The 13,969-nt window shown below is 41.9% G+C and carries 15 protein-coding genes; 10 read left to right on the forward strand and 5 right to left on the reverse strand.

Annotation, left to right across the window (positions count from 1 at the left end):
- Window positions 1–238 precede the first annotated feature (238 nt).
- Window positions 239–622 carry an MmcQ/YjbR family DNA-binding protein gene (locus IGI50_RS00605; protein WP_010747292.1) on the forward strand — a complete coding sequence of 128 codons (384 nt, stop codon included), beginning with the start codon at window positions 239–241 and terminating at the stop codon, window positions 620–622.
- Between the two features lie 18 nt (window positions 623–640).
- Here the strand turns inward: IGI50_RS00605 and IGI50_RS00610 are convergent, their stop codons facing one another.
- Window positions 641–934 carry a hypothetical protein gene (locus IGI50_RS00610; protein WP_010747291.1) on the reverse strand — a complete coding sequence of 98 codons (294 nt, stop codon included), beginning with the start codon at window positions 932–934 and terminating at the stop codon, window positions 641–643.
- 191 nt (window positions 935–1,125) lie between these two features.
- Here IGI50_RS00610 and IGI50_RS00615 point away from each other — a divergent pair, with 191 nt between their 5' ends.
- Together IGI50_RS00615 and IGI50_RS00620 are read left to right on the forward strand one after the other, a co-directional pair.
- Window positions 1,126–1,965, forward strand: coding sequence for an aldo/keto reductase (locus IGI50_RS00615; RefSeq protein ID WP_218257299.1), 840 nt, complete (start codon window positions 1,126–1,128; stop codon window positions 1,963–1,965).
- 160 nt (window positions 1,966–2,125) lie between these two features.
- Window positions 2,126–2,443, forward strand: a complete 318-nt coding sequence (locus IGI50_RS00620) for a hypothetical protein (RefSeq protein WP_438775744.1) — start codon at window positions 2,126–2,128, stop codon at window positions 2,441–2,443.
- Between the two features lie 47 nt (window positions 2,444–2,490).
- Here IGI50_RS00620 and IGI50_RS00625 read toward each other — a convergent pair whose 3' ends face one another.
- Genes IGI50_RS00625 through IGI50_RS00635 form a run of 3 tightly spaced genes read right to left on the reverse strand, consistent with a single transcriptional unit; the run spans window position 2,491 to window position 4,335 of the window.
- Window positions 2,491–3,135: an ABC-2 transporter permease gene (locus IGI50_RS00625; RefSeq protein ID WP_438775746.1), complete on the reverse strand. Its 645-nt coding sequence runs from the start codon at window positions 3,133–3,135 to the stop codon at window positions 2,491–2,493.
- Entirely contained in the window at window positions 3,125–3,874 is a 750-nt protein-coding gene (locus IGI50_RS00630; RefSeq protein WP_438777556.1) for an ABC transporter ATP-binding protein, read from the reverse strand. The genes IGI50_RS00625 and IGI50_RS00630 overlap by 11 nt, the downstream gene beginning before the upstream one ends.
- Window positions 3,871–4,335: a helix-turn-helix domain-containing protein gene (locus tag IGI50_RS00635; protein WP_218256343.1), complete on the reverse strand. Its 465-nt coding sequence runs from the start codon at window positions 4,333–4,335 to the stop codon at window positions 3,871–3,873. Before IGI50_RS00635 ends, IGI50_RS00630 begins: the two co-directional genes overlap by 4 nt.
- 183 nt (window positions 4,336–4,518) lie before the next feature.
- Here IGI50_RS00635 and IGI50_RS00640 point away from each other — a divergent pair, with 183 nt between their 5' ends.
- The 3 genes from IGI50_RS00640 (at window position 4,519) to IGI50_RS00650 (ending at window position 7,821) form a co-directional block, all read left to right on the forward strand.
- Window positions 4,519–5,031, forward strand: coding sequence for a hypothetical protein (locus IGI50_RS00640; protein ID WP_218256344.1), 513 nt, complete (start codon window positions 4,519–4,521; stop codon window positions 5,029–5,031).
- Entirely contained in the window at window positions 5,021–6,325 is a 1,305-nt protein-coding gene (locus tag IGI50_RS00645) for a glycosyltransferase family 2 protein (RefSeq protein ID WP_438775748.1), read from the forward strand. Before IGI50_RS00640 ends, IGI50_RS00645 begins: the two co-directional genes overlap by 11 nt.
- A gap of 173 nt (window positions 6,326–6,498) precedes the next feature.
- Window positions 6,499–7,821 (forward strand): C39 family peptidase, encoded by a 1,323-nt coding sequence (locus tag IGI50_RS00650; RefSeq protein WP_438775749.1) that lies wholly within the window; start codon window positions 6,499–6,501, stop codon window positions 7,819–7,821.
- A gap of 41 nt (window positions 7,822–7,862) precedes the next feature.
- Here IGI50_RS00650 and IGI50_RS00655 read toward each other — a convergent pair whose 3' ends face one another.
- Complete coding sequence (locus IGI50_RS00655) at window positions 7,863–8,078, reverse strand: zinc ribbon domain-containing protein (RefSeq protein WP_010747282.1); 216 nt, start codon at window positions 8,076–8,078, stop codon at window positions 7,863–7,865.
- Window positions 8,079–8,279: 201 nt separating this feature from the next.
- Here IGI50_RS00655 and IGI50_RS00660 point away from each other — a divergent pair, with 201 nt between their 5' ends.
- The 4 genes from IGI50_RS00660 (at window position 8,280) to IGI50_RS00675 (ending at window position 13,782) form a co-directional block, all read left to right on the forward strand.
- Complete coding sequence (locus IGI50_RS00660; protein WP_218256347.1) at window positions 8,280–9,575, forward strand: putative DNA modification/repair radical SAM protein; 1,296 nt, start codon at window positions 8,280–8,282, stop codon at window positions 9,573–9,575.
- Window positions 9,576–9,580: 5 nt separating this feature from the next.
- Window positions 9,581–10,327: a TIGR03915 family putative DNA repair protein gene (locus IGI50_RS00665; protein ID WP_218256348.1), complete on the forward strand. Its 747-nt coding sequence runs from the start codon at window positions 9,581–9,583 to the stop codon at window positions 10,325–10,327.
- A gap of 123 nt (window positions 10,328–10,450) precedes the next feature.
- A complete protein-coding gene (locus IGI50_RS00670) occupies window positions 10,451–11,407 on the forward strand; it encodes a cation diffusion facilitator family transporter (protein ID WP_010747279.1) in 957 nt (318 codons plus the stop codon).
- A 575-nt stretch (window positions 11,408–11,982) separates the two neighbouring features.
- Entirely contained in the window at window positions 11,983–13,782 is a 1,800-nt protein-coding gene (locus IGI50_RS00675; protein ID WP_438775751.1) for a glycerophosphoryl diester phosphodiesterase membrane domain-containing protein, read from the forward strand.
- The last annotated feature ends 187 nt before the right edge of the window (window positions 13,783–13,969 follow it).

Here is a 13,969-nt window from a genome sequence, read left to right on the forward strand (position 1 = left end):
ACAAAAACACGATTTAGAACTGGAAGGAGGCTCTTTGTCTCTGGATTTTCAAGTTTTTAAACCTTTATTCAAAGCGTGCATGATTTTTACTAAAGGCAAAATTCTTTTGTCGAAGTACGTCCTTCTATTTTTAAAAGAAGGGCTGCTTTTTTGTATTTGATTGTCCCTTCGTTGCATGATACCTTAATTAGTAAAGTGATCTGTTCCTGAGTTAGAGGGGCGTGACAGAGGAGGAGCTATGGAAAATTCAGTGATGCAGCAGCGTATCAACGGGTTTAAAACGTTTGGGGAAACGCTAAAGGGAGCAAAAGTTTATTTTCGCGAAGATTGGGAAGTGCTTTATTTTGATTTGCAGGGCAAGATGTTCGGGATGATGAGTGATCAGGCGAGTGAGGATGCGATTATTACCTTGAAAAACTTGCCGGAAAAAAATGAAGAGCTGCGGGAGATTTATTCCGGGACAGTGATTCCGGGATACTACACGAACAAAAATCATTGGAACTCTATCAAGCTGGCCAGCGACGAGTTGTCGGATGACGCGATTCAGCAACTGATAGAAACCTCGTATCAGCTAGTCTATCAGAAGCTGACGAAGAAACAAAAAGCGGAAATTGAAGCATAAAAAAATGGCGCTGCTGAATTAGGCAGCGTCATTTTCATTTTTATTTTCTGACCAATGCAGGGCAAGGTAGTAGCCGGTAATGCCCATACCAATTAAAAAGCAGGCGGCATCAAAACTATTCACATCTGGTTTGAAAAGTGCGTAAAGGATGACGACGACCAGCCAATTTGCTATTCCCCATAGGACATTTGTGGAGGCAGAAGCTGGTTTTTTCCAAGGAACATCCCATCTTTCAGCGGTGATCCCTTTGACAAAGTGGGGAACACCATTTGCAAACAGCATACCCAAAACGATACAAATAATTGAATCCATTGTGATCTTCTCCCTCTAAAGTGTTCAATCAGTAGTATACATCTTTTCCGCATTTTTTTCTGCCTTATCTGAAAAGTATTTCTTTTAAAGTGAGCAGAGGATTTAACAGATAGAAGAAGTTGATGGTAAGGTAGAAATTGAAACGTGCTCCATGATTGATGGAGCCGCTAAATAAAAGGAGGATTTTGATGATGAAAGCACCATTGATTACGATGAATGACGGGCATCAGATACCAGCGATTGGTTTAGGCACCTACCAGATTCGTGGAGGCGCAGGGCTTGATCAAGTTTTAACGGCGATCCAGGATGGCTACCGTCTGTTAGACACCTCCACGAATTATGATAGTGAAGGAATTGTTGGAGAAGCGATTCGTCGTTCCGGCATTCCTCGTTCAGAATTTTTTGTAACAACAAAGCTGCCAGGAAAGTACCATCACTATGAAGACGCGTTGATGATGATCCAAGAGTCACTCTTTCGGATGGGACTGGACTATTTTGATTTGTATTTGATTCACTGGCCTTTACCAAAACGAGGACTTTACGTCGAAGCTTGGCAGGCGCTAGTGACTGCGCAAAAATTAGGACTGATCCGTTCGATCGGGGTTTCTAACTTTGAACCGGAGCATTTAGATAAGATCATTGAAGAAACCGGTGTGACACCGGCGGTTAATCAAATCGAGATTCATCCTTATTGGGTGCAAGAACGAATGGTCGCAGCAAATCAGGAACGCGGGATTATAACCGAAGCGTGGAGTCCTTTGGGACGCGGCAGCGATGCCTTGAAGGAATCAGTGATTACTGAGCTAGCCGAAAAATACGAAAAAACACCGGCACAAATCATTTTACGCTGGCATACGCAACGGGGAATTCTTCCTATTCCTAAATCCCGGAATTTGGTACATCAGCGGGAAAATCTGGCTATTTACGATTTTGAATTGTCTCAAACAGAAATTGAGAGAATCAATCTTTTAGAAAAGGCGGATGGCCGCATTGAGGGTCAAGATCCGAATGAATACGAAGAGTTTGAGTAAAACAAGCTGATTTTCATTTTATTTTTTTCTGGAAAATAAGGCATCTTCATATATTTCTTTCAAAAATAAAGGAATATTCGCTAAACAATTAATTTTTCATTCAAAAACGTTTTCAACTGTGGCATACTAAAAGTAAGAAGATGCTTCAGGGGAGGACGTAATGAAGAAAGTAGTGGCACTGGTTGGTGTACTGGGTGCAGCATTTTTATTCTTTTGGTTTACTCAAAGGAAGGATGTTGCTGTTGAGGAGCAGGAAACGCCTGATTTCTCGCAGACAGAACAGGTTGCGCCTAGTGAAGATTTTTTCACGAATCGCGACTTGAATGAGCTAGAACAGGTGACATACTCGCGTCATAAAGAGCTGATGGAGGACCTGACCGGTGAGGGGAAATTGGTCAGAAAAGCCACTCAGAAAGAGTTTGTCGGAGGGAAAGTAAACGATGATGGACTTTCTTGGACGGGGTATTTCGAGAAGTAAAAAACGTTTTGATCGGCAAACGATCAAAACGTTTTTTTTCGTAGAGCTTATAAATTCACTTGACTAAATCGACGAACAGAAACTTTATAGGTTCTCCACATGGCAACAAGATAAATCAGCAGGCCTATTGCCAAAATCGGCAGCTGTTTGATTTGTCCGTCAAAAGTGACTGAATCCAACCAAGCCAGCTGTGGAAAATGGACAAGAACTTCAACGATGATCGCGATAAAAGTCGCTGGAGCTAACGCTTTTAAAAAGGATGCGCCGACTTTGTAGCCTGTTTGAAAATAACTTGTTAGAAAGATGAAATTAAAGCAGCTGAAGATGATCAGACCAAAGCCATAAAGCGCCACATTCGCTTCGATTCCCACAGGGTTTGGCATGGATAGAAGCCTAAGTCGTAAAAAGGCAAAAGGAATAGAAATTACAATCGTTAATAGCTGAGAGATCAATAAAACCAGCCATTTTCCTAAAACAACCTCCGAACGCTTCAATGGAAGCAAAGCAGAATAATAGATATCGTTGTTTTCTCGTGTATACATTAGATTAATGAAATTCCCAATCAAACTGAAAAGAAAAACCATTGTATAAGGATATCCAGGTATTAAAATGAGTGGTCCCATCAGTGTAAAGACAATCAAATTAGGATGAAGGGCCAAACGAAACTCTTTATATAGTAAGTTAGAAATCATAGTGTTTTCTCTCCATTCGTACCATAATATCTTCTAAGCTCAGCGCCTCTGTTTCCTCAGGGCGTTTCAGCTTTTGGAAATAATCAATGAATTCTTGTTTCGGCGCTGCTTTAACCAGTTCCCCTGCCTGGATATAAACGATGCCATCCGCGCATTTTTCCAGATCGGAGGTAATATGCGTGGAGAAAAGAATACTTTTTTCACCATTTTTAACGATTTGAAGAAAGATCTCGATCAGCTCATCCCGTGAAACTGGATCAAGACCACTAGTAGGCTCATCAAAAATGAATAGTTTTGCTTTGTGAGACAGTGCCAGGGCGATCAAATATTTCACCCGCATCCCAGCGGAAAGTTCCTTGACTTTTTTATTGGGGTCCAAGGAAAAAAGCGTTAAGAAGTTTTGATATGCTGCTTCATCCCAATCTTCGTAAAATCGTTTCGTCACTTTCGTAATGTCTTTGATCTTCTTCTCTTTATAAAAATCGATGCCGCCTAGAACAACCCCAGTCTGCTCCTTGCAGGCCAGTTCATTTTCCAAAAAGAGTTTTTCAAACATCGTAACCTTTCCATGATCAATAGGAATCAGGTTCAATAAAGCCTTCAGAATAGTAGTTTTACCGGCGCCATTGATACCGATCAATCCGATGATTTTGCCTTTGGGTACTTGAAAGCTGACATTTTTTAAGGAAAATGTCGGATAATTTTTAGTCAGTTCTGTGACTTCCATCAGGTTCATCAGGATTCCTCCTTTCGATTAAAAAGCGGTTCAAGACTATTTCCTGTTAGTTGTATGAAACTTTGGCTGTCGATCAAAGCGATGCCGGGAAAAGTTGGGTTCGTGTCGCCAAGAACCACTAAGGTATCACCCGTTTCAATGTTGAAAAGATCACGAGCTTTCTTGGGTAAGACAATCTGTCCCCGTGCCCCCACAGGAACGATTCCAAAAATGTGTTTGCCGGCTGGTCCAATCGGCACCCCTTCTTCTTCTTGATTGTGTCTGATGAGATCCGTTAATGTAACCTCGTATAAATTCGCTAGTGCGTCACATTTCAATACGTCTGGCAAAGACTCGCCGCTTTCCCATTTAGCAACGGCTTGACGTGATACCTCTAACTTTTCTGCGACATATTCTAATGACCAATTGTTTCGATTTCTTAATGATCGCAGATTGTTCGCGATCGGATTTTTCTGATTATTCATATTTTTCATCTCCCTTGATTACACTTTAACTTATTTGTCTATAAAAGAGTATCAACCTCAGATAACAAAATTGGTAAGCTTTGGTTGCATAACAGAAAAAATTAAAAACTGCTAATGAATGAGAACGAATAATTTGTATTTTTGGAAACCGAAGCCATAATGATGAAAGAAGAAGGGATAGATATGAAAAACCAAAGAAAAGATCACAATGCGGAAAAGCGTTTTGTAAAGGATCACTTTTTTGAGAAGGGACATTGGGGGAATAAATTCTATATTGGTATACTAACGATTATCGGCTGGATTGCTGTAGGTATTCCAGTTTATTGGACACTTTCATCGACACTTTTGAAGAATAATTCACAAGTCTATCATGTGTGGAAGGATCGTACAGGAGAGGCGGTTTATTATCACACTGGCTTTCAGTTTTTAGTTTCTCTTGGGATTCTCTCAATCGGTCTCTTTTTTTTGGTGCTGCGAAATAATCATCGTATCAAATACCACGAGCGGGTAGAAAAGCTTTACGATGACGAAGGTCTGCGCATCAGAAAAATGGCGTTGAATACTTTCTATTCGGAACGCTTTGGCTCAGAAGAGACCCGTCATGAGAGCCGTTACTATTCTGTGCCGGAGGAGAAGAATCTAGCGGATGCAACGATTCGCGAGCTTTATAAGGAGGCAGAGCGGCATGGCAGTTGAATTGAGTTATTCGATTTTGAATGGGATAGTGAAAACTTTACTGTTTGTCTTGGTTAGTTATCCAGTGCTTGGTGCGTTTATTTGGTTAATTGAGGTTGTTTTTTATCGTTTCTTTTATCGCTATAAACGAACGACCTTTAGAAAGATTCCTATTTCAGATGAGCCTTTCGTGACGATCATGGTGCCGGCACATAATGAAGAAATCGTGCTCGAAGATACACTGACCTATTTGTTAAATGAACTGAATTACCACAATTATGAGGTGCTTGTTACCGACGATGGCTCAACCGATCAAACACCTGAAATTTTAGCTCGTTTACAGAGCCGCTATCCTCGATTACGTGTGCTGCGAATCGAAAAGAATAAAGGAAAAGCTCATGCCTTTAATATTGGCGTGGGTTTTGCCAAGGGTGAGTACATATTAAGTAATGATGCAGATACTATTCCTGAAGCTGACGCGCTTTGGAAATATATGAATTACTTCATGAAGGATGCCGATCAAAATGTGGCGGCTGTGACAGGGAATATGGATGTTCAAAATCGGTCGAAGATCATTGAAAAGGCGCAAACCGTCGAATTTTCAAGTATTGTCGGAGTGATCAAACGGGGACAGGTAGGGACTCTTGGGACGATGTATGCTTACAGTGGTGCCAATACAATGTATCGCAAGGATGCCCTGATTGATGTCGGCTTGTTCCGCCAAGATCGGGCAACTGAGGACATCAGTATCGCGTGGGACCAACAACTGCAGGGATGGATTCCGACCTTTGCGCCGGATATTATGTTTTTCATGGGTGTTCCCAACACGTTAAAGATGCTGTATCGTCAGCGAAAACGTTGGTCAAAAGGCGGAACGGAAGTGTGGCTGACCAATATGGAGAGGGTTCCGCTACACCCGATTAAGTATTTTGAACAGTTTTTGTTGTTTTTAGATCAAAGCTTCAGTATTTTGTGGAGCCTTTATTATTGGCTGTTTTCAGTGCCGTTTGTTGGAATGATGATCTATTCACTAATTTTGGGCGAATACCATCGAGTCTTCCATATGCTGACCTTGTCCTTCATCTTCATAAATTTTGAAATGTTAGCTGGTTTTCTGCAGGTCGCGGCCGCACTCATTATTGATGATGGCGGTCGGAAGCTCAAATATCTGATTTTTGCACCTTTTTACATGTTGATCTATTGGATGATGAATACATTGACAGTAGCAACAACCTTTATTCCGGCAATCAAAACAATTTTAGGCTTCGGGACAGGCACCTGGGTGAGTCCGACGCGTGTATCCATCAGTAAATAAAATAATTATCCGCTGAGAATATTCTTAGCGGATTTTTTATTGTTAAAGCAAGCGGAAAGAAAGACTAAATCAAATGAAAAAAGTATAATATAGTAATTAATGCAAGTTAAGTATGTGATTTCGCTGTATAAATGCTTGTTTTATTATTTATAATTTTAGAAAGGAATGTTTAAATGAAAAAAAGTGTACTGTTTGTTTGTGTGGTAACTCTTGCAGCGTTTGCAGCGCCAGCAGTTACTCAAGCAGAGACTGCTGGCCAAAGTTCTACGGAAACAGCAAGTAGTTCAGTGATAGAAAGTCAAAGTTCTGAAAGCGTTCTTTCGTCGGAGACGTCTAGCTCAGAACCACCACAGGATGCTGCTCAAGCTTCGGCCCCTGCTGAAGAACCGCAAACAGCGGTCGTAAATGGCGAGGTTGTCCAGCTGGAGCCGCCTCACAAAGAAGGGCAAACCGAAGCCAATGAAACACAAGCACCAAAAGAAGAATTGATCCAAGGCAATGCTCGCTCCTTTAGAGCTGCTGCGGCATCGGTTCCGATGTACCGCTTATACAATCCCAACAGCGGAGAGCATTTCTATACAAAAACGATCAGTGAGCGGGATCATCTACGTTCTGTCGGTTGGCGTTATGAGGGGTTCGGCTGGCAAGCCCCAGCCAGTGGAAATCCTGTTTATCGTCTGTATAATCCAAACGCTGGGGACCATCATTACACGTTAAATGCGGGTGAACGGGATCATTTGAAAAAAGTTGGCTGGCGTTACGAAGGAATCTCTTGGTATTCACCAAGCTCAGGTACGCCGCTTTATCGTCTATACAATCCGAATGCGAAGGCGGGAGCCCATCACTACACCCCGATTACTTCTGAGCGCGATCAGCTGAAAAAGCTTGGCTGGCGTTATGAAGGGATCGCTTGGTATGCGGTTGGCGGTGGTGAGCAGAGTCACGAAGATTATCGCCTGCTTGGAGTGAAGAATTACAACCAATATGCATTAGGCGCACCAAGCGGCTGCGAAGGCGCTTCTTTACTTCAAGCCTTGCAGTATAAAGGCAAGCTGACAAATTGGAGTCTGCGTTCGTTCTTAAATACAATTCCGAAATCCTCAAATGGTAATCCTAACAGCGGCTTTGTTGGTTCGCCATTTGTTGAAAATTCCTATACCTATTCCGCGATTTATCCAGCACCATTGACCAGCTGGGGACAAAAATACGGGAATGTTCAAAATATTTCCGGCAGCTCGATGAACACCTTGATCAACGAAGTGAAAAACGGCAATCCGGTCGTGGCGTGGGTGACCATCAATTTCCAACCGATTCGCTGGGGGAATTGGAACTTTGGGGTTGCCGCCAACAACAATCATGCGGTCACTTTGGATGGCTTCAATAAAGCCGGCAATCAAGTCCATGTCTCTGATCCGATCAGCGGTTCTTATTGGTTGAGTCGTACGACTTTTGAAAACATCTACAATGCAAGAAAATATGCGGTAGTCGTTCGATAATCGAAGGCAAAATAAAAAAGCGGCGATCGCCGCCTTTTTATTTACCCGCCGCCCATTAGGAAGTCGAGGATATTCCAGCCGTCAGAGGTTTCTCCGCGGTAAAGCTCCGTATACCCACAGCGCTTACAACTGATGGTCGTAAATTTTTTGTTTTGAACATCAAAAATCTTCGCAAAGTTTCCGCCAGTTGCTTGAAACTGGTCAGACGTATAGTGCTGCGACCCGCACTTATCACAAACATATTGTTTCCTTTCCATTATTCCCACTCCTTTTATTATGTCCTACTGGATGCTTTAAATTATAGCAAATTCTGCGCCTTCTTCATCCGTCTTTAGGAGTATCTCTCAAATTCTTTTTTGACAATTCGTCCTTTTTTTGGTTAAATAAGAACATACGTTCGTATAAAATGCTTTTTTTTTGATAATGATGGCATTCGTATGTATAAGGAGTGATTTTCGATGGAACTGGAAAGAAAAATAGAAATTTTAGCGGAATCAGCGAAATACGATGTTTCCTGTTCCAGCAGCGGTGTCGAAAATAATACACGGACAGGAACGGTAGGCAGCACACAGGTTTCGGGAATTTGTCATTCCTTCACCCCAGATGGCAGATGTGTCTCGTTATTGAAGCTGCTGTTTACCAATGCGTGTATTTTTGATTGCCACTATTGTATTAACCGTAAATCTAACGGGATTCCACGAGCAACCTTCACGCCGCAAGAAGTGGCGGATTTAACCATGGATTTCTACATGCGCAATTACATTGAAGGCTTATTCCTGAGTTCGGCGATTATTAAAAATCCGGACTACACTTGCGAGCTCTTGATTAAGACCTTGAAAATTTTGCGTGAAGAAAAGGGCTTTCGCGGGTATATCCACGTCAAGGCGATTCCCGGCGCGGATGAAAAATTGATTGAGGAGTTAGGCTTTCTGGCGGATCGAATGAGCGTCAATGTCGAACTTCCTTCCCGCGAAAGTCTGAAATTACTGGCTCCGGACAAAGATCCGTTTGACTTATATAAGCCAATGAAGCAAATTACGACGGTAAAGAAAGAACAGGAATTTTTACCAGCGGTCCGCCGTGGTCCGAGCTTCGTGCCTGCCGGACAGTCAACACAGATGATTATCGGAGCCAGTCCTGAGAGTGACCGGTCGATCGTGAAGATTTCCGAGAATTTGTATCAAAAATATCAGTTGAAGCGGGTGTATTATTCGGCCTATATCCCAGTCAATCAGGACAATTTATTGCCAGCGGTAACGACAGAACCGCCACTCCTGCGGGAACATCGCCTGTATCAAGCGGATTGGCTGCTGCGGTTTTACAAGTTTACAGCGGATGAGATTTTATCTGAGGACAAGCCAAATTTCAACCTTTATCTTGATCCTAAAGCGAATTGGGCAGTCCAAAACTATCAACGCTTCCCCGTAGATGTCCAGACTGCGACGTATGATCAGCTGCTGCGCGTTCCGGGAATCGGTCCAAAAAGCGCGCAAAATATTGTCAAGGCGCGTAAATATTATCGGCTCCATTTGACCGACTTAAAGAAATTAGGCATCGTGATCAAACGGGCACAATATTTTATTGCCTGCAATCATGAAACACCTGCCGGCTTAATCAAAGACCCTGAGTGGATCATTACTTCTTTGATTTCCTCAAAGCAATATGAAGTATTGAAAAAGCACAACACACAATCAGTCAGTGAACAGTTATCATTATTTGATGTCGAACGATTTGAACATGCGAAGAGTAGGTGATTAGGATGCAAGAATCTGCGGAACATTGGGAATATGACGGCAGTTTTCTTGGCTTTATGACGGTGGTGGATCGCAGCTTTCGTGAGAAAAAGTTTCCAACCCTGATTTTGTCGCCGGAAACCGCGGTTGAAAGCTTGTTTTTGGCAGAATGGGTCGCAACCGATCCAGTACGAGGCGAGAAAATCTATCGCCGATTGCGGCAACGTCTGCGCCCAGAAAATTTTTTGTTTATTCAAAATGGTTTTTACGCCACGCTTGAAGGCAAAGAGCGCTATTTGCTGGACGCCATCGAGATCGCGCTGCAGACAAAAGATTTGCTGGAAAATCATTTAGGACACCCTTCGATTTTAGCCCTGAGAAAAAGTATCCGCACGCTGTTGGGAGAAAATCATTTGTTGACGGGCTTTGTTCGTTTTGAGTATGTCGGCGATGTGCTCTTCAGCAAAATTAATCCCAAACACTATGTAATGCCCTATCTTTGTCCCCACTTTGCGGAAAGATATCCTCAGGAAAAAATCATGATCTATGATGAGACCCACGAGCTATTGGGGATCATCGATCATGGAAATATCCATTTAATGGAAAACACCAGCTGCCCAGAATTTGCCGAAGCCAGTAATGAACAGGATATCCGTCAACAATGGAAAACCTTCTTGCGGGCAGTTACAATCGATGAACGCGCCAATTATGTGGCGCAGCGCAATCATTTACCGTTGCGTTTTCGCGGGAATATGACGGAGTTCAAGACGTAAAGTAAAGGATGTCTACTTGCTTATTAAAAGAATCATGAAAACAATAGCGGACTTGAAGGGCTTTGCTTTCATGATTTTTCGCTTCTGCTTTATAATAGAGGCATTAGGAAGCGAGTGAATCAAATGGAAGAGAAAAAGACGCAGGGATCGATGGCGGTACTGGCGGCCTTATTGGCCAATGTGTTAGTGGCTGTTAGTAAATTTGTCGGTTACATGCTTAGTGGCAGTGCCGCGATGATGAATGAAAGTATCCACAGTGTGGTGGATTGCAGCAATCAAATTTTATTATTATTTGGTGATCGTCGTGCTGCTCGCGGTCAAAGTGAGCTGCATCAGTTTGGTGAAGGCCGCGCCAAATATTTTTTCAGCACGATTGTTGCCACCATGTTGTTCTTTGGTGGTGGGGCGTTAGGGATCTGGGAAGCAGTGGAAAAATTATTCCATCCCAGCCATGAGGTTGCCAATCCTCTAATCGTATTAGCGATTTTAGTCTTTGGTATCTTAGTAGAAGGAAGCTCGTTGCGAATAGCGATCAAGGAGATCCATGAACTGAACACAGAGAAGCTGCCGTTATTCAAGTTTCTACATGAAAGCCGCCACAGTGAAATTCTGATTATTTTCACAGAGGATTTTTGTGCGGTGATTGGTTTAGTGTTGGCGATTATCGGAACCGTATTGACGATGGTTACTGGAAACCCGATGTTCGATGCCTTGAGCGGATTGTTGATCGGGATGATGCTGATGTTTGCTTCGATCTTTTTAGCACGAGAATTTTACAGTCTAATCATTGGCGAGAGCGTCTCAAAGAACGATCTGATAAAAATTCAAGATGCGTTTAAACGAGATGAAGTCAAAAAAGTCATCGATATCAAAACCGTTCATTTAGGTCCAACGGAAGTCATGATCGCTGCGAAAATTGACATTGCGGATTCCTATGAAGGCGTCAGCTACGATGTGGTTAACCAAATCGAACGCGTCATTCGCAGGGCATTACCGGATAAAAAGGCCTATATTTATATCGAAACCGACGAGTTTGATCCAGAATACGATCAAAAACGCCAACAACAATCGGACACATAAACCCGTGTGCCCGATTTTTTGCCAGTTCCACTTTTCACAGTTTATTTAGAGAGAAAACAAACTATTAAGTTAGAACAAATTATTGCTCATGGAACCTAGTAGAATGGTATGCGTACGAAAATAGCAAACATTTTTCTGGGTTGTAGAAAAATGATTTCCTCAAACCGAGCTAGCTGCCAGTTCCACTTTTCGCAGTTTATTTAGAGAGAAAACAAACTATTAAGTTAGAACAAATTGTTGCTCATGGAACCTAGTGGAATGGTATGCGTGCGAAAATAGAACATTTTTCTGTTTGTAGAAAAATGATTTCCTCAAACCGAGTTAGCTGCCAGTTCCACTTTTCGCAGTTATTTAAAAGTTGATAACAGAAACAATTGTTAGAGTGAGCTATAGTGGCGAGCTTTTTAGTGGAATGGTATGCGTACGAAAATAAAACCATTTTTCTAATTTGTAGAAAAATGATTTCCTCAAACCGAGTTAGCTGCCAATTCGTTTTTCGCCTTTGCATCATTTTTGGCAATTCACCGTCCTATAGAAATTTACCTGCATTATTTATTTGAAAGAAGGGGTATCAAATGTCATCGCTGCGTTTTTTCTTTACCTACTCAAGAGAATTTTTGCGTCATTGGGGCAGTTACATTCTTTTGATTGTTGGCACCAATATCGTATTAGAAATGTTGGTGATTCCGTGTGTTCAATTTTCAATTGCCTTCATTTTAAAACAAGGAAATATACCTTATGTATCTAGCACTAATATTTTAACGATTTTAACGAAACATCCGGGAGTTTTAGCCGGTTTACTAGTTTTGCTAGCCATCGTGCTAACCTTGGTTTTTCTACAATTTACGTTTCAGCTATTCAGTATCAAAAGTATTCAAACAAAGGAAGACCGTTCTCTGTGGACGCTTTTTAAGCAATCGGTGTATCATATGCGTCATTTACGGCCGGCCACTTTCTTTTTCTTTCTCTTTTATTTTGTACTGATCCTGCCTTTTGCTAACGCCATTTTCCGAACTCCTCTATTAAGCAAAGTGACGATACCAGTATTTATTTTAGATTATTTAAGTGAGAACCTATTATTTCTTCTATTATTGATTCTTGCCTCCATTGTTGTATCGTATATCGGAATCCGCTTGCTGTTTGTCCTGCCCTTAATGATTTTTTCTGATGAGCCGCCAAAACAAGCGGTTGAAAAGAGTCTAGCGTTGACCCATCACCGATACTGGCATTATGCTTGGCGTATATTTATTTTGACCGTATTTTTAACCATTGTTTCGTACCTCGGCTACGGTCTGAGCTATGGTCTACAGGTCGTTTTGGACTTGTTGCCTAAACCATTTCCTGCAATCGGTGCGATGATCACACTCACAAGTATCCAGCTTTTCAGTCAATTGATGCTAGCCTGGGCGACGGTGCTTTATTTTAGTGTCTTGGTTCAAAAGTTTTATCCACTGGTGATTAGCGGCGAGCGTCCGTTACGTTTGATCCGTCCAAGCTTGTGGACACGTATCGCAGCCGCCATTTTGTTTGTCTTTTTAGGTGGGACAACGTTGCTTAGCAATGTGTTGTATCTGACAGGGTTGGCAGATTCTATTCCTTTAACGATCTCTCATCGGGGAGTAGACAACGGCAACGGAGTACAGAATACCATTCCGGCAATGGCCGCGACCATTAAAGAAAAACCCGATTATATCGAGATGGACGTTCAAGAAACCAAAGATCATCAATTTGTCGTCTTTCATGATAAAAACTTCCGGAAATTAACTGGGCGTGACAAAACCACCCATGACCTGACATTGAGTGAGGCTCAAGACCTGCAAGCTGTGGAAAATGGTCATGTTGCTTCTATTGCCAGCTTTGATGAGTACTTAGCCTTTGCCAATGAACATCAGCAAAAACTATTGATTGAGATCAAAACCAATTCGTCAGATTCTAAAGAGATGGTGGAAAACTTTATTGAAAAGTATCAACAGAATATTTTAACCCATCATCACCGGATTCATTCGTTGGATTATGACGTGGTGACTGAATTGAAGGAAAAGGCACCAAAGTTGTATGTCAGTTATGTCTTGCCTTATAATTTAGTATTCCCCCAGACACCAGCAAATGCTTATACAATGGAAGAAACAACCTTGACAGGGGATTTTGTTCAACGGGCGCATCAAGAAGATAAGGATGTTTATGCTTGGACAGTCAATGATGCCGATTCGATGGATCGAATGATCTCACTAAATGTGAATGGCATTGTGACAGATGATCTTAAAACGCTGCAGAAACAGATTAAAACGTATGAGGAGAGTCCTTCTTATGCAAAACGAATTGAGATGTATATCAACCGTTTGCCAGCTTTAGATGAACGAATCAGCGAGAATTAAAATAAAGCGAAAAAAATTCATTAAATTTCCATAGAGTTTTCGTAAAAGATTTTCGAACAGAAGCGTGCTCTATGGTAGAATAGCTATATATTTCACAAAGGATGTCCGCTTCTTTTTCCGTACGTTTCTTGCGAAATAAGCAACTGGACAGACGAGCCAAATAAGGCACAAAGAACTAAAGGAGATT

This window comes from Enterococcus sp. DIV0170 (assembly GCF_051710765.1).
GTDB lineage: Bacteria > Bacillota > Bacilli > Lactobacillales > Enterococcaceae > Enterococcus_A > Enterococcus_A raffinosus.

Excerpts from the sequence above, each read along its gene's own strand:
- IGI50_RS00605 (WP_010747292.1), top strand. The coding sequence starts at position 239 with ATGGAAAATTCAGTGATGCAGCAGCGTATCAACGGGTTTAAAACGTTT.
- IGI50_RS00610 (WP_010747291.1), bottom strand. The coding sequence starts at position 934 with ATGGATTCAATTATTTGTATCGTTTTGGGTATGCTGTTTGCAAATGGT.
- IGI50_RS00615 (WP_218257299.1), top strand. The coding sequence starts at position 1,126 with ATGAAAGCACCATTGATTACGATGAATGACGGGCATCAGATACCAGCG.
- IGI50_RS00620 (WP_438775744.1), top strand. The coding sequence starts at position 2,126 with ATGAAGAAAGTAGTGGCACTGGTTGGTGTACTGGGTGCAGCATTTTTA.
- IGI50_RS00625 (WP_438775746.1), bottom strand. The coding sequence starts at position 3,135 with ATGATTTCTAACTTACTATATAAAGAGTTTCGTTTGGCCCTTCATCCT.
- IGI50_RS00635 (WP_218256343.1), bottom strand. The coding sequence starts at position 4,335 with ATGAATAATCAGAAAAATCCGATCGCGAACAATCTGCGATCATTAAGA.
- IGI50_RS00640 (WP_218256344.1), top strand. The coding sequence starts at position 4,519 with ATGAAAAACCAAAGAAAAGATCACAATGCGGAAAAGCGTTTTGTAAAG.
- IGI50_RS00645 (WP_438775748.1), top strand. The coding sequence starts at position 5,021 with ATGGCAGTTGAATTGAGTTATTCGATTTTGAATGGGATAGTGAAAACT.
- IGI50_RS00650 (WP_438775749.1), top strand. The coding sequence starts at position 6,499 with ATGAAAAAAAGTGTACTGTTTGTTTGTGTGGTAACTCTTGCAGCGTTT.
- IGI50_RS00655 (WP_010747282.1), bottom strand. The coding sequence starts at position 8,078 with ATGGAAAGGAAACAATATGTTTGTGATAAGTGCGGGTCGCAGCACTAT.
- IGI50_RS00660 (WP_218256347.1), top strand. The coding sequence starts at position 8,280 with ATGGAACTGGAAAGAAAAATAGAAATTTTAGCGGAATCAGCGAAATAC.
- IGI50_RS00665 (WP_218256348.1), top strand. The coding sequence starts at position 9,581 with ATGCAAGAATCTGCGGAACATTGGGAATATGACGGCAGTTTTCTTGGC.
- IGI50_RS00670 (WP_010747279.1), top strand. The coding sequence starts at position 10,451 with ATGGAAGAGAAAAAGACGCAGGGATCGATGGCGGTACTGGCGGCCTTA.
- IGI50_RS00675 (WP_438775751.1), top strand. The coding sequence starts at position 11,983 with ATGTCATCGCTGCGTTTTTTCTTTACCTACTCAAGAGAATTTTTGCGT.